This is a genomic window from Pseudoalteromonas apostichopi, assembly GCF_030297135.1.
Lineage (GTDB): Bacteria > Pseudomonadota > Gammaproteobacteria > Enterobacterales > Alteromonadaceae > Pseudoalteromonas > Pseudoalteromonas apostichopi.
The window spans coordinates 3,340,905-3,357,931 of the sequence record NZ_AP028065.1 but is presented as its reverse complement, the minus strand read 5'-3'; the positions used below and the strand labels follow the sequence as shown (position 1 = coordinate 3,357,931).

Sequence of the window (17,027 nt, the reverse complement as noted above, 5' to 3'; positions counted from 1 at the left end):
AACCTCGAGATCAGCAAAACAGACTAAAAAACCACCAAAATGTCGACATAAAATGATATTTGTCAAAAATAATGGCTATAAACAACATTTATATTGCCAATTTGTCGACACTTCAATATTAACCTGAACAAGCTAAAAATATCCCATGAAAGCGCTATAAATGGTATGATCTACCAATTATTACGTGACGTGAGAGCCATTTAGTGGACGCTAATACTTATATCCCTGACTCATTTATTGATGATGTTAAAAGCTACCTTCCTGAACATTTATCATTAGACGACTTTATTGCAGCCTGTCGACGCCCACTTAGACGATCTGTTCGCGTAAATACATTAAAAATGTCAGTCGCAGAATTTCAGCATCAATGTGCCAATAAAGGATGGGAGTTAACAGCGATCCCATGGTGCGAAGAAGGCTTCTGGCTAACACGTCCAAGTGACGAAGAAGAGGCCCTTGCAATCGGTAATACCGATTTACACTTAAGTGGCGCTATGTATGTGCAAGAAGCCAGCTCAATGCTGCCGCCGGTTGCACTGAGAGCCGAAGTTAAACAAAGCGATGCTGTACTTGATATGGCTTCAGCTCCGGGCTCGAAAACATCACAAATCGCAGCCATGATGGATAATAATGGCGTGTTAGTGGCCAATGAGTTGTCATCGTCACGCTTAAAAGTATTAGCAGCAACCCTCAAACGTATGGGCGTAGGTAATTGTGCTTTATCACATTTTGACGGTGTGATATTCGGAGATTACATGTATGAGTGCTTCGACAGTATTTTGCTAGACGCCCCGTGTTCAGGTGAAGGCACGGTTCGTAAAGATGCAGACGCCCTAAAGAATTGGTCAATCGAGTCTAATATTGATATTGCTGCTGTACAAAAAGCCCTTATCAAAAGTGCCTTTTATGCCTTAAAACCTGGCGGCACATTAGTTTATTCGACCTGCACTTTAACACCACTTGAAAACCAACAAGTGTGCGAGTATCTATTAGCAGAATTTCCTGATTGCATCGAAGTACAATCGCTTGATAGCCTTTTTGATGGTGCAGAGAAAGCAACAACCAGCGAAGGTTATTTGCATGTTTGGCCGCAAACTTACGACAGTGAAGGTTTCTTCATCGCTAAATTTAAGAAAATAGCGTCAAGCGATAACCCAAATCAAAAAGTTAAAAAAGGCGCATTTCCGTTTGCTGAGTTTGATAAAAAGCAAAGCCAAGCGTTTATGCAAACAATTAAAAAACAGTTCGGTCTAAAATCACTACCAGGGAATTTAATGCAACGTGATAAAGAGCTTTGGTTATTCCCTGATCGCTTTAATGAACTGCAAGATAAAATTAAATACTCCCGATTAGGGATCCAGCTTGGTGTTATTCACAAAGGCGGAGTTCGCTTAGCTCATGAATTTGCCACTGTATTTGGACAAAAATGCGATAAAAACACCTTTGAGATGACACAAGCACAAGCAAACGATTACTTTAACGGTAAAGATATTCGACTCGAAAAACCAACCCAAGATAATGGTGAAGTGATCTTAATGTTATGTGGATGCCCTGTAGGCCTTGGCAAGTGGCAAAAGAATAAAATTAAAAACTCACTACCTCGTGATTTAGTCCAAAATGCTCAGTTGATAACTTGGGTATAAGTTGCGCATAATGACTGTATAAATAAGGTACTAATTTAGGTAAAAAGCCGTAACAGACTGATTTTAAACCAGTATAAAATTTGTACATTTACCGTGCAATTTCCTGCTGATTAACTACACTTAAAAGTACTTTCTACTTCTCCCTACTGAATTTAGAAGGTGTTTTTTTATAGTTAGCGCAGGCTCGCACGAGCCACCCCCTAAGCCCAGAACAATGCGGATTCGTTCTGGGCGTTTTTTATTCAAAAGTCGCATAGTAAAGCATCACCCTTTTTGATTTCATTGTAAAAACAATGATAAAGGATTGATTATGCTTAAACCCCTGTGCGTCGTACTACCACTTTTAATAAGCAGCCAAAGTCTGGCAAAAAGCAGTGACTACCTAGGCTTTGACTACCCTAATAAGGCTAAAAATGCCGTCAGTATCACTTTTGATGATGCAAGACATAGCCAAGTCGATACCGGTTTAGCGCTTTTAAACAAGTACCAAGTAAAAGCGACATTTTATGTATCTCCTTTTAACGTAAAAGAACGTGTTGAAAAGTGGCATATGGCAGTTAAAACAGGTCACGAAATTGCTAATCATACGGCAAGCCATTTGTGTACGGGTAACTTTGAATGGCTTCGTGAACTCGGCGTATCACTTGAACAAGTTACATTAAAAGAAATGGAGCAAGATATCCTTAAAGGACAGGATTACATAAAAGCCACACTTAACGTGACACCAACCGCTTTTGCGTACCCTTGTGGAAATACTTTTGTTGGGCGTGGTGCCAATACAAGAAGCTATGTCCCATTAATAGCCAAGCATTTTAAAACCGGTAGAACTTGGCTTGATGAAACAGCGAATAATCCAAACTTTACTGACTTTTCGCAGTTAACTAGTTTACCCATTGATGGGCAAACATTCGCTGAGATCAAAAAAACCATAGAACAACACCGAAGCAACAATAGCTGGATCATTCTTGCAGGCCATAATATAGGTAAGCGAGATCAGTACACCACCGACAGTAAAGTACTAGAGCAGCTTATTGTTTATCTACAAGACCCTAAAAATGGTTTTTGGTTAGATACGGTAAGTAATGTTGCCGACTATGTTGAGACGAACCGCAAAGCATTCGATTAATTATCGTTTAAATCGAATTCAGTAATTTGGTTGTCAGCGTGGATCAGTTCATATTTAGCGAGTAAACCATCGTTGAGCTCAATTAAGCTGATAGCCGCATTACTGACCAAATACTTTTGCCCTTCTCCCATGGTTTGATGTTTATCAACTTCCATCTGCCAACGTTTAGTAAAAAAGTTAAGTGGGCTTTTCGGGGCATACAAAATTGAGTCTAGCTTATCGAGGATATTAATAAGCTTACGAGGAAATTCATTTTTAATGCCACTGGCAGTCAACTGCCAAATACGGTTTTTATGTTTACCAAAGCGCTTTTGCACTGAAAAGCAAAATGAGTAATGTACATCACCAGAGAGGATCAAGGTTTCCTTTGGTGTATCTTCACGGCGAAATGTATCGAGCAATTTTTTTGCCGATCCTTCGTGAGCCATCCAGTTTTCAACATCAACCAACAATGGCTGTCCGCAAAAATTAAAAATCGCTTGGATTGCTTCAATCGATTTAACACCAAATACCGGAGCTGGAGATACGATAATCACTTTATCGTGAGACAATAAGCTTTCTTCTAATTCAGTGAGCCTTTCCCAATCAAGTAAACCTGATGGCTCATTGAAATTTTGTTCATTACGCCATCGGTGCGTTCGGGTATCGAGTACTACAACTTTAGGAATGGTATTAAGCTCGTAATGCCAATGGTTAAAATTGAGTATTAGCTTATCAAAGTCTTTAAAATTCCAGCTCTGTTGCTGCAGGCTTTGTTTAAAACTGGGTAATAATGACAGCGAGTTATCACCTGCGTCATTACCAATCCCCTGCATTAACCAATAACTAATTAGGCCATTATTTACAATGCGACGGCTAGATGGGTGCTGATAAATAGCTTGCTCCCAACCCGCGGTTAAGTTCCAATCATCGGTGACATCATGATCGTCAAACATCATTAATGTCGACACATTGGCGAATAACCTTTCAACGCTTTGAAGACCCTTTGCAAAACCAACCAGTGCGTCCTTTTCGAGTTTAAAAAGATTTGCGTATTTAGGGGCTAATGCTGGGCATTCAATTGATTCAAACTCAATTAGCTGCCAAGTAACAGCGCTGAAGTTTAATAAATAAAGCGCTATAAATTCTTGAAAATGAATTAAGTGGTTTTCTGCTTTTAAGCTTGAGAAGTGTGGCTCATCTTTTTTAAGCCAATAACCAACACCAAATTTGCTCCGTTTCTGCCAAGGCACTTTGGGTAAGTGTAAATGGCGCTGGTAAAGTTGCTGCTCAAATCCTGCTGGTAAATCTAAATCAAGCGCTGGCTCTTGAAACACACCAAATAGGCTAATCACTTTTTCGATCGCGAGCAGCATTGGCCCGGCTACATCATCCGCATATATTTGGTCGCCAGATAACAATAATAGGTCAGCACCTGCATTAAGTGACTGGCGCTGATCATTTTGCCAATTATCTGCAGCAACAAGGCTGTCTTTTGCAGGGTGATGAGGGTTACGACACGAGCCATGCAGAATTCTATCGAGTCTATTTGGGATCACAAATGCAGGAGATTCTGCTCGTTCATAGCAGAAAGACGACAAATCAAGGCTTTTATCTTCATCATGTAACGAATAGTAGATCAGTGAATCAACTGCAAACTGGCCGCTGGCGGGCATTACATTGATAAAATTTAAGTGAAGATGGAGCCCTAATTGGATTGACTCTAAATTCGAGAATGTCTCAACACCGCTAAACTCTATTCGGTATTGGCAAGGCCTAGATGTAACAAATTGAAAGCACACTCGCCCTGCATCTGCTCGGCGTACCATTGGCCCCATTACTAACTGAGGTAAATTCGATACGCCGTACACTATTACGCCCTTTTAGCTTGATTGAACAACGAGTAAAAGTTGTTGGTTGTTGCTTCAGCTAATTCGTTAAAAGTAAGCCCTTTTAACTCGGCAATGTAGTAAGCGACATCTTCAACATAGGCTGGTTGATTTGTTTTACCACGATATGGCACAGGTGCTAAATACGGTGAGTCTGTTTCGATTAGTAAGCGATCTAGCGGAATTTGCTTTACAACGTCTTTTAACTCTACGGCATTTTTAAATGTAACAATGCCCGAAATCGAAATATAAAAGCCCATATCAATGGCTTTTTTGGCCATTTCCCAGTTTTCTGTAAAGCAATGCAATACACCACCACAGTTTTCCGCATTGTGAGCGCGCATTAAATTGATGGTGTCTTCTCTGGCATCACGAGTATGGATAATTAGTGGCTTATTAAGCTCATTAGCAACGTCAATATGACCAACAAAACTTTCTTGCTGAACAATATGTGTGTCTTTTGAGTAATAGTAATCAAGCCCAGTTTCACCAATTGCTACTACTTTGTCGTGACTAGCTAGGTCGATGAGCTTTTGTTTATCCAGTGCGTCTTTTTGATCAAGTGGATGAACACCACATGATGCAGAAACATCTGGATAGTTTTGTATTTTATCCAGCATACTTGGGAATTGATCTAAGGTCACACTGACACACAAGAAGTGTTCAACTTTCTTTGCGCGGGCGTTATCAAGTACTTGGTCTAAGTTTAGGTCGAGTTTATCGAAATCTAGGCGATCTAAATGGCAATGAGAATCTACAATCATGGTACTACTTTTATTACATGGTATAGGTCGGATTGCCTGAGTTTAACATAGTACCGAGTAGTTTTTCGATTTTAGCATTCAAATTGGTTTTATCATCGATAAAGTTAACACCGATACCTGGTGGGTTTGAGCTTTGTGCACCTTGTGGTGTTATCCAAGCAACTTTCCCCGTTACTACATCATCTTCTAGTGCATCTGGTAAGGTGACTTTTAGAGCTAATGAATGGCCCATTTCAAAACGCATATTAGTGCGAACAAATAAACCACCATTTTTTAAATAAGGCATGTAACAGCGATATAATTCTTCTAAGTCTTCAATATCTACTAATAATTCTTGCACGATACTTCCTAATTTTGGCTTTCCCGTAAAGTAAACGCTAGTTGCGAAATGGCTAGTTCCATATTCAAGCCAAGCACATGTGAGCTATTATAAAGAAACTCTGAGATTGCAGATTGTGCTTTCTGATAATTGAAAAAGTCCATTCCTAACACCAATTGCGTCTTGAGATGCTCTGTTAAAAACAACGCAAATACATTAACCAAGCTATGGTCTTTATTAAGGATGTCGACTAACGCACTGAAATTATGGCTGTCTTTTATCTCAGTTGCAAATTTAAAAAGTGAATCGATTGCCTCAAGTTGATTATCATTTTGCCACTGCTCAACAAGCAGTGGTTGCCTAGCGAATAATTCTAACCATGAATAATTAGGGATATTTAAAAGAGCTAACCATTGTGTTGTATATTCTGGGTTAACTTTTATTTCATGAACTGCACAGCGACTTAAAATAGTTGCTGGTAATAATGCCGTTTGCTCACACGTTAATAATAAATAGCGGCGTAGACTAGGCTCTTCAAGAGTTTTTAATAAGGCGTTAGCCGCTGCAGTGGTCATTTTGTGACATTGTTCAAGTACCACAACTTTATTACCGTTTTGAGCGGCTGAATGATTGATAAAGTCACTTATTAAACGAATTTCATCAACCCCTATCGTCTGCCCCTCTACTTTAACAACACGTTTATCTGGATGGGTACCCGCTTGATTCAGTTGACAACTTTTGCAATTACCACAGGCTTTTAAGTTTACAGGTGACGCACATAGTAAGCCATCGGCAAGCGAATCGACTAAACGTTGTTTGCCTACACCTTTATCACCATTAAATAATTGTGCATGATGAAAGCGTTGCTGTGTAAAGCTTTGCGCTAGCTGCTTATAAAGACCTTCAAGCCATGGCAAATGCATATTAATTTAAACCTGCAAAAAAGTTATCAAGCACGGTTGTGATTGCCGCATGCACTTCAGGCATTGTTTGGTTTGCATCCACTGTTTTGATACTGCTATCAGTTTTAGCTATTTCAAGGTAGCGTGCGCGAGTGCGCTCAAAAAAGCCTAATGCTTCTTGTTCAATACGATCAAGCTCACCACGCCCTTTTGCACGGGCAAGACCTACAGCAGGATCAATATCCAAATAAATAGTTAAATCTGGTTTTAAACCTTTTAGTACCATATCCGCTAGAAAAGATAATTTAGTCTGTTCAATACCGCGACCACCACCTTGATATGCTTGTGATGAGAGATCATGGCGATCACCTAACACCCAAGTTCCCTTATCAAGTGCTGGATTTATAACATTAGCAATCAATTGCGAGCGTGCTGCATACATGATTAATAACTCAGTTTCGCCTGTAACCGTTTCTTGATGAGCTTGTTTGACGATACTACGTAGCTCTTCAGCCATTGCTGTGCCGCCAGGCTCACGTACATTTATAAAATCGACTTGCTTGTTTTCTAAATAAGCTTGGCATACGGCAATAGCCGTTGATTTCCCAGCCCCTTCAAGGCCCTCAATCACAATAAATTTTGCTGTCATATGACTCAATTCTGGTTGTTAGTTTAATTGGTACTGCTTTACCGCACGATTATGTTCTTGTAATGTTTTCGAAAATTGATGACTACCATCCCCTTTCGCAACAAAATATATAAATTCAGACTGTGGTGGATTAACCGCTGCAAGCAACGCCGCTTTCGAAGGCATAGCAATCGGTGTTGGCGGCAAGCCTTTTATTTTATAAGTGTTATACGGTGTATACGTCGTTAAATCTTTGCGTTTGATATCGCCATCAAAATCAGCACCAATGCCATAGATAACAGTGGGATCTGTTTGTAAGCGCATATTTGTTTTTAAACGATTGGTAAAAACTGCAGAAATTAATGGCCGTTCACTGGCTAAACCGGTTTCTTTTTCAATTATAGAAGCAAGTATTAGAGCTTCATAAGGTGAGCTTAACACTAAATCTGATGCTCTATTTTGCCACGCAGATTCTAGTTCCTGCTGCATTTTACTATAAGCACGTTTTAATAAGCCGCTGGCACTATCTCCACTGTGGTAGTGATAGGTATCAGGGAACAACCAGCCTTCTAAATTTTTTTGCGTGTTACTTATCTGCGTCGCTAAATTTTTTGTATCTAAGTCATGTGTTAAATGCACTTGCTTTTGGATATTGGCAACGACGTCACGAAGTGGCTGTCCTTCAATAATTGTGAAGCTAAAGCTTACTTGTGCACCTTGATTAATGCGGCGGATATTATCAATCACAGCGCTTGTATCAAGTTCATAAAGACCCGCTTTTAGATCAGTAAGCGTAGGATCTAATTTAGCGAGCACCTGAAATTTAAAGCAGCTATCAACCCACTGTTTTGCTTGCCATGCTTGGCAAAGTTGATTGAACCCAGTACCACGTTCTACTTTAAATAAAGTACTGTTTTCAACCTTTAACGGCATTTTCATTGCTGATTGAAGCTGTTGATAGCCAATACCACAGCATAGCAATGCTAATAACAGCACGCTAACAATGACTTTTATCACACATTCTCCTTGGCAAACTGCGCCGTTAATAGCGCTTTACTGCGTTCAATATCAAATTCTGTATCAGTAATCCGTGCAACGGGAACCACGCCCATTAAACTATTACACATAAATACGGCATCCATAGCTAAAAGCTCATCTAGTTGGATTGCTTTAAATTCAATGGCTAACTTATCACATAAAGCGCTGAGATAAACCCCAGTGATACCGCAGCGGTTTAACTTAGGTGACATAACTTGACCGTCTTTAATGGCAAAAATATTTGCAGCCGAGCACTCAATCACATTGTTATCATAATCAAGTACAACAACGTCATCACACTCAAGGGTGTTCATTTGTCTTTTGATAAGTACTTGCTCTAAACGGTTCAATGTTTTTAAGCCTGCAAGTAAAGGTTGATGTGCAAGTTTAACGTCGCTAACTGCTAGGCTTACGCCCTGCTGCTGCCAACTTTTATAGTGTGAAACTGCAGGCATTACACTGATCAGCACTTGGATACTTGGTGTATCTGGTAAGCCATAACCACGCCCACCTGCACCTCGGGTGATAACTACTTTTAAAATACCCGCTTGCGTTTCACTGATTGCGTGGTTAACCCTACGCTCGATTGCAGGTAAATCTAACTCGGGGAAAAATAGCCTTTGCGCGCATTCTTCTAATCGCGCTTTGTGTAAGTCCCAGTGCTCAACGACAGAATTCACCACAGAGGCTGTGGTAAAAAAGCCGTCACCATAATTTAAGCCACGATCTTGCGTGCTTATACTGGTATCTGGTGTGGTTATTTTTATTGTTTGTTTTAATTTATTCATACAAAAAAGCCCAGTTAAACAACTGGGCTCTTCTTTTTAGTCCGTTGTTAAAAAGAATTATACCTTTTTAAACAGCAACGAGCCATTAGTACCACCAAAACCAAATGAATTACATAGAGCGTAATCCAATTTAGCATCACGTGCAGTGTGCGGTACATAGTCTAAATCACAGCCTTCATCTGGGTTATCAAGGTTGATTGTAGGGCTTACTTTCTGATCAACAAGTGACAAGATAGTAATGATCGACTCTACCGAGCCAGCAGCACCTAACAAGTGACCCATCATTGATTTCGATGAACTTACCATCACATCTTTCGCCGCATCACCAAAAATAGTTTTAACGGCTGATGTTTCTGCCTTATCGCCTGCATTAGTCGATGTTCCGTGAGCATTAATGTAGCCAACTTGGTCTGCATTAACTTGTGCATCGTTTAGGGCATTTTCCATCGCCAGTGCTGCGCCTGCACCGTCTTCAGGTGGAGATGTCATGTGATATGCATCACCACTCATACCAAAACCAACGAGCTCAGCGTAGATTTTCGCGCCACGTGCTTTAGCATGCTCATATTCTTCCAGTACGATAACACCTGCACCATCAGCAAGAACAAAACCGTCACGGTCTTTATCCCAAGGGCGTGATGCTGCTTGTGGATCATCGTTACGGGTTGATAATGCACGTGCTGCATTAAAGCCACCCATACCAATTGGTGTCGATGCTTTTTCAGCACCACCGGCTACCATTGCATCTGCATCGCCGTATGCAATCATACGCGCAGCATGACCAATGTTATGTAGACCTGTAGTACAGGCTGTAACGATTGAAATATTTGGACCACGTAAGCCGTGCATAATCGATAAATGACCAGAGATCATATTGATAATGGTCGAAGGCACGTAGAACGGAGAAAGCTTTCGCGGGCCGCTATTTAATAGTTTAATGTGGTTTTCTTCAATTAAAGTTAAACCACCGATGCCAGAACCCACTGCTACACCAACACGGGTGGCGTTTTCTTCAGTGATCTCTAGACCAGAATCTTGTAGTGCTTGTACACCCGCTGCAATGCCATATTGGATAAACAAATCCATTTTCTTTGCATCTTTCGGTGACATGTATGCTGATGCATCAAAGTCATTCAGCAAACCTGCGAATTTGGTGCCGAAACTTGAGGTATCGAAATGCGTGATAGTTTGAATACCACTTTTACCGTTTAACAAACCTTGCCAAGTAGATTCAACATCATTACCTAGCGGTGTCAACATTCCTAAGCCAGTTACGACGACTCGACGTTTAGCCACGGGTTGCCTCCAATAAGGAAATTATTTTAGGTGGGGTGTATACCAAATTTATTAGTATCATTCTTCAGATAGACTAAGGGCAGCTTAATGCTGCCCTTAAAATCAAAATGCGTAAAATTACTCAGCGTGAGCTGTAACGTAATCGATTGCAGCTTGAACTGTAGTGATCTTTTCAGCTTCTTCGTCTGGGATCTCAGTGTCGAATTCTTCTTCAAGAGCCATTACTAGTTCTACTGTGTCAAGTGAATCAGCACCTAGGTCATCAACGAAAGAAGCTTCATGTTTTACTTCTTCTTCTTTAACACCTAGTTGCTCAATGATAATTTTCTTTACGCGTTCTTGGATGTCGCTCATTCTTCTTTCCTTTATTAAAAACGCCAATGCGTTATTTTCAGATTGCGGCGTAGTTTACGCCGCATAATTCTGTGATTCAAGGATTTGCTGATAATTACTTATCTGGTCAAACCTCTCGAATAGTATTTGTTCATTTATCGCTTATTTTCATAGCGAATTCAAGTATGTTTAAAGCAAGATCACAAAAAATTCAACAATTTTCGATAATCTTTCGTTAGCAAATTTCTGCCAACTTTCATTAGACCATGTACATCGCGCCATTTACGTGCAATGTTTCGCCTGAAACATACGCAGCAGCGTCAGATGCTAAATAACATACCGCAGCAGCAATTTCATCAGGTTGACCTAAACGTCCTGCAGGTACATTTGCAAGCGTAGCCGCTTTTTGGTCTTCAGTCAGCTCATCTGTCATATCTGTTTGGATAAAACCAGGTGCAACAACGTTTACAGTGATGCCACGTGATGCAACTTCGCGTGCTAATGACTTAGTAAAACCAATTACACCCGCTTTCGCTGCAGCATAGTTAGCTTGCCCCGCATTACCCATAGTGCCTACTACAGAACCGATATTAATGATACGGCCATTTTTCTTTTTCATCATAGGGCGTAAAACAGCCTTAGATAAACGGAAAATTGAGCTTAGGTTAGTGTCGATGATGTCATCCCACTCACCGTCTTTCATACGCATTAATAAGTTATCGCGAGTGATACCTGCATTGTTAACTAATACATCGATATCACCTAAATCAGCCTTGATCGCAGCAAGTGTCGCCTCAATCGATTCAGGATCTGTAACGTTAAGAGCATAACCTTTACCGTTGTCACCTAGGTATTCACTGATTTTAGCAGCACCTGATTCACTTGTTGCTGTACCCGCTACTTTTGCACCTTGTGCAACTAGCGTGTTTGCAATCGCTTTACCAATACCACGGCTTGCACCAGTGATTAGGACAACCTTGCCCTCAAGAGAAAATAAATTTGTCATTCTATTCCTACTTATTTCGCTTCATCAATAGCAGCTTGCGTATTAACCGCAGCACATACCATTGCTTTATCAATTCGTTTTGCAAGACCCGTTAGTACTTTACCAGGGCCAAACTCATAGCTTTGTGTGATACCTTGCGCAACTAATGCTTGTACTGTTTCAGTCCAGCGAACTGGGCTGTATAGTTGACGTACTAATGCATCTTTAATTGCTTCACTTGATTGCTCTGCTTTTACATCAACGTTGTTGATTACATCACACTTAGGTGTATTAAATGTTAAAGCAGCTAAATCAGCAGCTAATTTCTCAGCAGCTGGTTTCATTAGTTCACAGTGAGAAGGTACGCTTACTGCAAGTGGTAAAGCACGTTTAGCACCTGCTTCTTTACATGCTTCTGATGCACGCTCAACTGCCGCTTTATGGCCGGCAATAACAACCTGGCCTGGTGAGTTGTAGTTTACTGGTGAAACAACTTCGCCATTTGCTGATGCTTCACACGCTGCTTTAATTTCGTCGTCACCTAAGCCGATGATTGCAGCCATAGAACCAACACCCGCAGGTACTGCTTCTTGCATGTATAAACCACGATTTTCAACTAGTTTAACGGCTTCGCTTAAGCTTACAACGCCAGCACAAACTAATGCTGAATACTCACCTAAACTGTGACCGGCCATCACAACATCGGCATCAGGGTTTGCGTCTAACCATTGACGGTAAATAGCTACACTAGCAGTTAAAAGTGCTGGTTGTGTACGATGGGTTTGATTTAATTCTTCTTCTGGACCATTTAGTACAAGTGCAGCTAGATCATAGCCAAGAGCTTCGGATGCTTCAGCGAATGTTGCTTTAGCAATCTGTGAATCAGCTAATAGTTCAGATAACATGCCCACAGTTTGTGAGCCTTGACCTGGAAATACGAGTGCAATTTTATGTGCCATACTTTGCTCTTATAATTAAACAAAAAAATATTCTGTAGCAGGCAGCATAACAAGTTTTAGATATGCTGCACTACTTTGTTGTTGGATGTGTTTGCTCAAAAATCGCAGCGATTTTTTCAGGGAGTTGGCGTTCGACTTCCCGCGCGGCTTCATCAATAGCTGCATGAAACGCCTTCGGTGAGGCATTGCCATGGCTTTTAACAACAATACCGCGCAATCCTAACAGACTTGCGCCGTTATACTGGTCGGGGTTCACCCGCTTGTAGAGTTTTTTTATCACCGGACGTAATAAAAACGCTAAACTTTTGTATAAGAAATGTTTGTGTAAGGCTTTGGTGAGTTTGTGCATGATCAGTTTGGCAATACCTTCACAGGTTTTTAATGCCACATTACCTACAAATCCTTCGCACACAATAACATCGGCTTTTCCGCTGAAAATATCACTACCTTCACTGTAACCAGTGTAGTTGAGATATTCACACTGCTGCATTAACTGTGCAGCTTGTTTTATTCCTTCATGCCCTTTGATGTCTTCAGAGCCAATATTCAATAAACTAACTCTTGGGTTATCACAGCCAAGAGCCTGCCCTGCTACCACAGAACCCATAATGCCAAATTGATAAAGAGTTTGTGCATCACAATGCACATTAGCACCTAAATCAAGTAAATAGACTGGGTTTTTACGTTCGGTTGGAACGGCAGAGATTAATGCAGGACGTTTTACGCCTGGAAGCATCTTTAATACGTAATGCGCCATAAAAAATAACGCGCCTGTATTTCCAGAACTTACACACGCTTGCGCTTCACCCGACTTGACTAAATCGAGGGCAACTCGCATTGATGAATCTTTTTTAGAACGAACCGCTGAAGCAGGTTCACACGCATTTGTCACGACTTCGCTACAATGACGAATAATTAAACGAGGGTGCGAAACAGAATCGAGTGCTTCGAGTTCTTTTAGAATAACTTGCTGATTACCACATAAGATGAGTCTTAAGTTGGTATTAGCATTTACCGCTTGCACGGCAGCGGGGATAGATGAACGGGGGCCGTAATCGCCCCCCATCATATCTAACGCTATGGTTAGATTGGTCAGCATATAGCAATCTCTTAGTTAGAAATTACTTTAACGCCTTTGTAGTAACCGTCAGCAGTTACGTGGTGACGACGGTGAGTCTCACCAGAAACTTGATCTACAGTTAAAGTTGGACCACTGATCGCATCGTGTGAACGGCGCATGCCGCGTCTTGCACGAGACTTTTTGCTTTTTTGTACAGCCATTAGTCTTCTCCTAAGAATCTTTCTTAAGTTGTTTCAAAATATCAAATGGATTTGGTTTGTCATCTTTTGCTGCTAATTTACCAAAGCTAGTAGGCTCTGATGAATAACTGCACGAAGCTTCGTTGTGTGTAGGCACTATTGGAATCGCTAAAATCAATTCGTCTTCGATTAACTCAAATACGTTGATTTCACCGTTTTCGTCCAGTTCTACTTCATCGTAGCCTTCAGGAAGATGATCTGACTCTGCATCCAAACCAACTGGCGAATACACAAAGTCTTGATCCAAATCCAACCCTAATTCACCATTACAGCGTTGACAAGTTACAGTTACATGTGTTGATAAGTTTCCACTTATTACCACTAAACCTTGCTCATCAATTTTGCAATGAATCTTTACCGCTATTTCACCTACTTCTTCCTGCACAACTTGCTCTAAACGAGAAAGTTTTTCAAGCGGAACAATACCGTCATACGTTAAACGATGTTGAGCTGCTTTGCTGGGATGAAGAGTGATGGGAATTTTCACCTTTTGCATAGGGGCTGCATCATATAGATAGTTAGTAAGTTAGTCAAAGTAAAAAACCAATTTTGATAGGTTTTTAACGATCTTCTGCTTTGTTTTCGGATTCATTGTGGCTTATCCTTGGCAAAATACAATTTTTATCCAGAATTTATTATGAAACCAACACTTATATTAGCGTCCAGCTCACCTTTTAGACAGCAATTATTAACTAAGTTTAACTTACCTTTTCAAAGTTTTTCACCAGATATAGATGAATCCCCTATTGCAGCTGAAACGCCAGAACAATTAGTTGCACGTTTAAGCGAGCAAAAAGCCCGAGTTGCCAAACAACATTTTAGTGAAGGTTTGGTGATCGGCTCTGATCAAGTTGCGGTATTCAACGATACAATTTTAGGTAAACCTCATACTAAAGAGAATGCCGTTAAGCAGCTATCATCGTTCAGTGGCCACACAGTGACCTTTTTAACGGGTTTAAGTGTATATGACATACAGAGCGATAAAGCAATTACCACTGTGGTGCCGTTTGATGTGACATTTAAAACACTCACACTTGAGCAGATCAATGCTTATTGCGATGCAGAGCAGCCATACAACTGCGCAGGCAGCTTTAAAAGTGAAGGGTTAGGCATCTGTTTATTTAAAAAGCTCAGTGGCGATGACCCTAATACATTGATAGGTCTGCCACTGATCACATTAACTAAAGTGCTGGCTGAGTTTGATGTTGATATATTGATGCTTCAAGGGAAGTAGTTAAAACTTGCAATAGCTGTTGATATGAATCGACAACACATAACGGCGTGTGTTGTAGTAACTGCGCCGGGCTATGAGCACCAAAACTCACACCAATACAAGCAATACCTGCGGCATTAGCCATTGCCATATCGAGTTGGCTATCGCCAACCATCACAGCATCACGTTTAGCTATGCCCTGCTCTTGTAAAATTTGCTCAAGCATATCCGGTGATGGCTTAGACTTAGCATCATCTGAGCATTTTACAGTGGCAAAGTACTTACCAAGGCCTGACTCGTTAAGTAGTCTATCGATGCCTTCACGACCTTTACCGGTAGCCACTGCCAATTGCATACCTGCGTCGCTTAGCTGCTTTAGTACAGTTTCTACATCAGCAAATAAAGGCGTGGGTGTGACATCTAACTCACGATACTGCGCTTTGTAAGCTGCAACCAGTTCATCGTTTAAATGTAAATGAGCAGGAAAAAGCGCCTCTGTAGCCTTTGCTAGCGACAAACCAATCACATCTTTTGCTTGCTGAACTGTTGGTACAGCAATACCGAGCTGTCTTGCTGTATTTTGCAAACAAGTAACGATTTTTGGCACAGAGTCCATCACTGTGCCGTCCCAATCGAAAATAACCAGCTTAAACTTGTTCATTATCTGCACGTAGCTTTTTAATGCAGTTTTTAAGTGCATTATCTAGTGGTGCCTCAACATGCATGGTTGTTTCGTTTTTAGGATGCATAAAACGTAAATCATGAGCATGTAAAAACAAACGATTTAAACCAGTTAGCTTGTTCACGTATTGATCAAACTCTGCAACGCCGTATTTATCATCACAAGCAATCGGGTGACCTTTACATTGTGTATGCACACGAATTTGGTGAGTACGCCCTGTTACCGGCGACGCTTGCACTAGTGAGCACTCAGCATATCGCTCAAGCACACGAAAACGTGTATGTGATGGTTTACCTTCATTATTATCAACGCGTACAACACGCTCACCTGACTTCAACGTGTTTTTACGAAGTCCTTCGGTAACATTTTTTGTTTTAGAGTCCCATTGGCCATCGACTAACGCCCAATAGTTCTTTTCCATGGTTTTTTCACGTAACTGCTTATGCAAATCAGTCAACACAGAACGACGCTTTGATATTAGCAAGCAACCTGATGTGTCACGGTCTAAACGGTGAACAAGCTCTAAGCTACGCTCCTCTGGACGAAGTACACGAAGTGCTTCAATTAATCCATAACTCAAGCCACTGCCGCCATGCACAGCCATGCCCGAAGGCTTGTTGATCACCATTAAATACTTGTCTTCAAACAAAATGGCGTCTTCAAGCTGTTTTACCTTATCGAGTTTTTTTGGCACAAACTCTTCTTTTTCAGCCACTTTAATAGGTGGAATACGAACTACATCATTTAGTTGTAGTTTGTAGACAGGTTTTATGCGTTTTTTATTTACTCGCACTTCGCCCTTACGAAGGATTTTATAAACTGCACTTTTAGGCACACCTTTTAGGTGAGTAATAAGAAAGTTATCAATACGTTGACCGAGATGGTCTTCACCTATGGTAACAAACGAAACTTGTAAGCCGGTTTTTTCTGACATTGCCTAATCACTGATTTAAGTAAATAATTTAGTTGCTAACGCGACGGTAATAGTGGGATAATCACCGTCGCGAACATAAAGTTTGCAAGTAACAACGGTGCTTTTATCACATTAATACATTCGTGAAGCATATTCTGGGTTGCCGATCATACAGATCCGCGCTAAGTTTTCCAAAGCTTTTATAATTACCCAGCCAACACGAGCGTTCAATTATCGGCGATGCGCGTAA

General features: G+C 40.8%; 19 protein-coding genes. 3 read left to right on the top strand and 16 right to left on the bottom strand.

Annotated features, from left to right (window positions below; translation table 11 throughout):
• The first annotated feature begins 203 nt into the window (after nucleotides 1–203).
• A complete protein-coding gene (gene rsmF, locus QUE86_RS15205; protein ID WP_286258220.1) occupies nucleotides 204–1,643 on the top strand; it encodes a 16S rRNA (cytosine(1407)-C(5))-methyltransferase RsmF in 1,440 nt (479 codons plus the stop codon).
• Between the two features lie 310 nt (nucleotides 1,644–1,953).
• A complete protein-coding gene (locus tag QUE86_RS15200) occupies nucleotides 1,954–2,769 on the top strand; it encodes a polysaccharide deacetylase family protein (protein WP_286258218.1) in 816 nt (271 codons plus the stop codon).
• Here QUE86_RS15200 and QUE86_RS15195 read toward each other — a convergent pair.
• From QUE86_RS15195 to yceD, 14 genes are all read right to left on the bottom strand, one after another.
• Complete coding sequence (locus tag QUE86_RS15195; protein ID WP_286260409.1) at nucleotides 2,766–4,586, bottom strand: alkaline phosphatase D family protein; 1,821 nt, start codon at nucleotides 4,584–4,586, stop codon at nucleotides 2,766–2,768. The two genes, QUE86_RS15200 and QUE86_RS15195, sit on opposite strands and share 4 nt — an antisense overlap.
• Before the next feature lie 35 nt (nucleotides 4,587–4,621).
• Nucleotides 4,622–5,401: a TatD family hydrolase gene (locus QUE86_RS15190; RefSeq protein WP_130051607.1), complete on the bottom strand. Its 780-nt coding sequence runs from the start codon at nucleotides 5,399–5,401 to the stop codon at nucleotides 4,622–4,624.
• 13 nt (nucleotides 5,402–5,414) lie between these two features.
• Nucleotides 5,415–5,741: a PilZ domain-containing protein gene (locus tag QUE86_RS15185; protein ID WP_054554720.1), complete on the bottom strand. Its 327-nt coding sequence runs from the start codon at nucleotides 5,739–5,741 to the stop codon at nucleotides 5,415–5,417.
• Nucleotides 5,742–5,749: 8 nt separating this feature from the next.
• Nucleotides 5,750–6,643 (bottom strand): DNA polymerase III subunit, encoded by an 894-nt coding sequence (locus QUE86_RS15180; protein WP_286258214.1) that lies wholly within the window; start codon nucleotides 6,641–6,643, stop codon nucleotides 5,750–5,752.
• Nucleotide 6,644: 1 nt separating this feature from the next.
• Entirely contained in the window at nucleotides 6,645–7,271 is a 627-nt protein-coding gene (gene tmk, locus QUE86_RS15175; protein WP_286258213.1) for a dTMP kinase, read from the bottom strand.
• Nucleotides 7,272–7,289: 18 nt separating this feature from the next.
• Nucleotides 7,290–8,267 (bottom strand): endolytic transglycosylase MltG, encoded by a 978-nt coding sequence (mltG, locus tag QUE86_RS15170; protein ID WP_130051610.1) that lies wholly within the window; start codon nucleotides 8,265–8,267, stop codon nucleotides 7,290–7,292.
• A complete protein-coding gene (gene pabC / locus QUE86_RS15165) occupies nucleotides 8,264–9,076 on the bottom strand; it encodes an aminodeoxychorismate lyase (protein ID WP_256854455.1) in 813 nt (270 codons plus the stop codon). Before pabC ends, mltG begins: the two co-directional genes overlap by 4 nt.
• 57 nt (nucleotides 9,077–9,133) lie before the next feature.
• Nucleotides 9,134–10,372: a beta-ketoacyl-ACP synthase II gene (fabF, locus tag QUE86_RS15160; protein WP_054554715.1), complete on the bottom strand. Its 1,239-nt coding sequence runs from the start codon at nucleotides 10,370–10,372 to the stop codon at nucleotides 9,134–9,136.
• Nucleotides 10,373–10,489: 117 nt separating this feature from the next.
• The gene (acpP, locus tag QUE86_RS15155; RefSeq protein ID WP_016707440.1) at nucleotides 10,490–10,726 is read right to left on the bottom strand and encodes an acyl carrier protein; all 237 of its coding nucleotides are present in this window, start codon (nucleotides 10,724–10,726) and stop codon (nucleotides 10,490–10,492) included.
• 238 nt (nucleotides 10,727–10,964) lie between these two features.
• Nucleotides 10,965–11,711: a 3-oxoacyl-ACP reductase FabG gene (fabG, locus tag QUE86_RS15150; RefSeq protein ID WP_130051612.1), complete on the bottom strand. Its 747-nt coding sequence runs from the start codon at nucleotides 11,709–11,711 to the stop codon at nucleotides 10,965–10,967.
• Nucleotides 11,712–11,722: 11 nt separating this feature from the next.
• A complete protein-coding gene (gene fabD, locus QUE86_RS15145; RefSeq protein ID WP_167657743.1) occupies nucleotides 11,723–12,649 on the bottom strand; it encodes an ACP S-malonyltransferase in 927 nt (308 codons plus the stop codon).
• Between the two features lie 70 nt (nucleotides 12,650–12,719).
• Nucleotides 12,720–13,748 carry a phosphate acyltransferase PlsX gene (gene plsX, locus QUE86_RS15140; RefSeq protein ID WP_286258202.1) on the bottom strand — a complete coding sequence of 343 codons (1,029 nt, stop codon included), beginning with the start codon at nucleotides 13,746–13,748 and terminating at the stop codon, nucleotides 12,720–12,722.
• Nucleotides 13,749–13,759: 11 nt separating this feature from the next.
• Entirely contained in the window at nucleotides 13,760–13,930 is a 171-nt protein-coding gene (gene rpmF, locus QUE86_RS15135; protein ID WP_036967969.1) for a 50S ribosomal protein L32, read from the bottom strand.
• A gap of 10 nt (nucleotides 13,931–13,940) precedes the next feature.
• A complete protein-coding gene (gene yceD / locus QUE86_RS15130; protein ID WP_130051614.1) occupies nucleotides 13,941–14,465 on the bottom strand; it encodes a 23S rRNA accumulation protein YceD in 525 nt (174 codons plus the stop codon).
• A gap of 141 nt (nucleotides 14,466–14,606) precedes the next feature.
• Here yceD and QUE86_RS15125 point away from each other — a divergent pair, with 141 nt between their 5' ends.
• Nucleotides 14,607–15,203, top strand: a complete 597-nt coding sequence (locus QUE86_RS15125; RefSeq protein ID WP_286258198.1) for a Maf family protein — start codon at nucleotides 14,607–14,609, stop codon at nucleotides 15,201–15,203.
• On the opposite strand, the gene QUE86_RS15120 is transcribed toward QUE86_RS15125, so the two are convergent.
• Both QUE86_RS15120 and rluC read right to left on the bottom strand, forming a co-directional pair.
• Complete coding sequence (locus QUE86_RS15120) at nucleotides 15,151–15,843, bottom strand: HAD family hydrolase (RefSeq protein ID WP_130051616.1); 693 nt, start codon at nucleotides 15,841–15,843, stop codon at nucleotides 15,151–15,153. The two genes, QUE86_RS15125 and QUE86_RS15120, sit on opposite strands and share 53 nt — an antisense overlap.
• Entirely contained in the window at nucleotides 15,830–16,798 is a 969-nt protein-coding gene (rluC, locus tag QUE86_RS15115; protein WP_178926902.1) for a 23S rRNA pseudouridine(955/2504/2580) synthase RluC, read from the bottom strand. Before rluC ends, QUE86_RS15120 begins: the two co-directional genes overlap by 14 nt.
• Nucleotides 16,799–17,027 lie beyond the last annotated feature (229 nt).

Excerpts from the sequence above, each read along its gene's own strand:
- QUE86_RS15200 (WP_286258218.1), top strand. The coding sequence starts at position 1,954 with ATGCTTAAACCCCTGTGCGTCGTACTACCACTTTTAATAAGCAGCCAA.
- QUE86_RS15195 (WP_286260409.1), bottom strand. The coding sequence starts at position 4,586 with ATGGGGCCAATGGTACGCCGAGCAGATGCAGGGCGAGTGTGCTTTCAA.
- QUE86_RS15190 (WP_130051607.1), bottom strand. The coding sequence starts at position 5,401 with ATGATTGTAGATTCTCATTGCCATTTAGATCGCCTAGATTTCGATAAA.
- QUE86_RS15180 (WP_286258214.1), bottom strand. The coding sequence starts at position 6,643 with ATGCATTTGCCATGGCTTGAAGGTCTTTATAAGCAGCTAGCGCAAAGC.
- tmk (WP_286258213.1), bottom strand. The coding sequence starts at position 7,271 with ATGACAGCAAAATTTATTGTGATTGAGGGCCTTGAAGGGGCTGGGAAA.
- pabC (WP_256854455.1), bottom strand. The coding sequence starts at position 9,076 with ATGAATAAATTAAAACAAACAATAAAAATAACCACACCAGATACCAGT.
- acpP (WP_016707440.1), bottom strand. The coding sequence starts at position 10,726 with ATGAGCGACATCCAAGAACGCGTAAAGAAAATTATCATTGAGCAACTA.
- fabG (WP_130051612.1), bottom strand. The coding sequence starts at position 11,711 with ATGACAAATTTATTTTCTCTTGAGGGCAAGGTTGTCCTAATCACTGGT.
- fabD (WP_167657743.1), bottom strand. The coding sequence starts at position 12,649 with ATGGCACATAAAATTGCACTCGTATTTCCAGGTCAAGGCTCACAAACT.
- plsX (WP_286258202.1), bottom strand. The coding sequence starts at position 13,748 with ATGCTGACCAATCTAACCATAGCGTTAGATATGATGGGGGGCGATTAC.
- rpmF (WP_036967969.1), bottom strand. The coding sequence starts at position 13,930 with ATGGCTGTACAAAAAAGCAAAAAGTCTCGTGCAAGACGCGGCATGCGC.
- yceD (WP_130051614.1), bottom strand. The coding sequence starts at position 14,465 with ATGCAAAAGGTGAAAATTCCCATCACTCTTCATCCCAGCAAAGCAGCT.
- QUE86_RS15125 (WP_286258198.1), top strand. The coding sequence starts at position 14,607 with ATGAAACCAACACTTATATTAGCGTCCAGCTCACCTTTTAGACAGCAA.
- QUE86_RS15120 (WP_130051616.1), bottom strand. The coding sequence starts at position 15,843 with ATGAACAAGTTTAAGCTGGTTATTTTCGATTGGGACGGCACAGTGATG.
- rluC (WP_178926902.1), bottom strand. The coding sequence starts at position 16,798 with ATGTCAGAAAAAACCGGCTTACAAGTTTCGTTTGTTACCATAGGTGAA.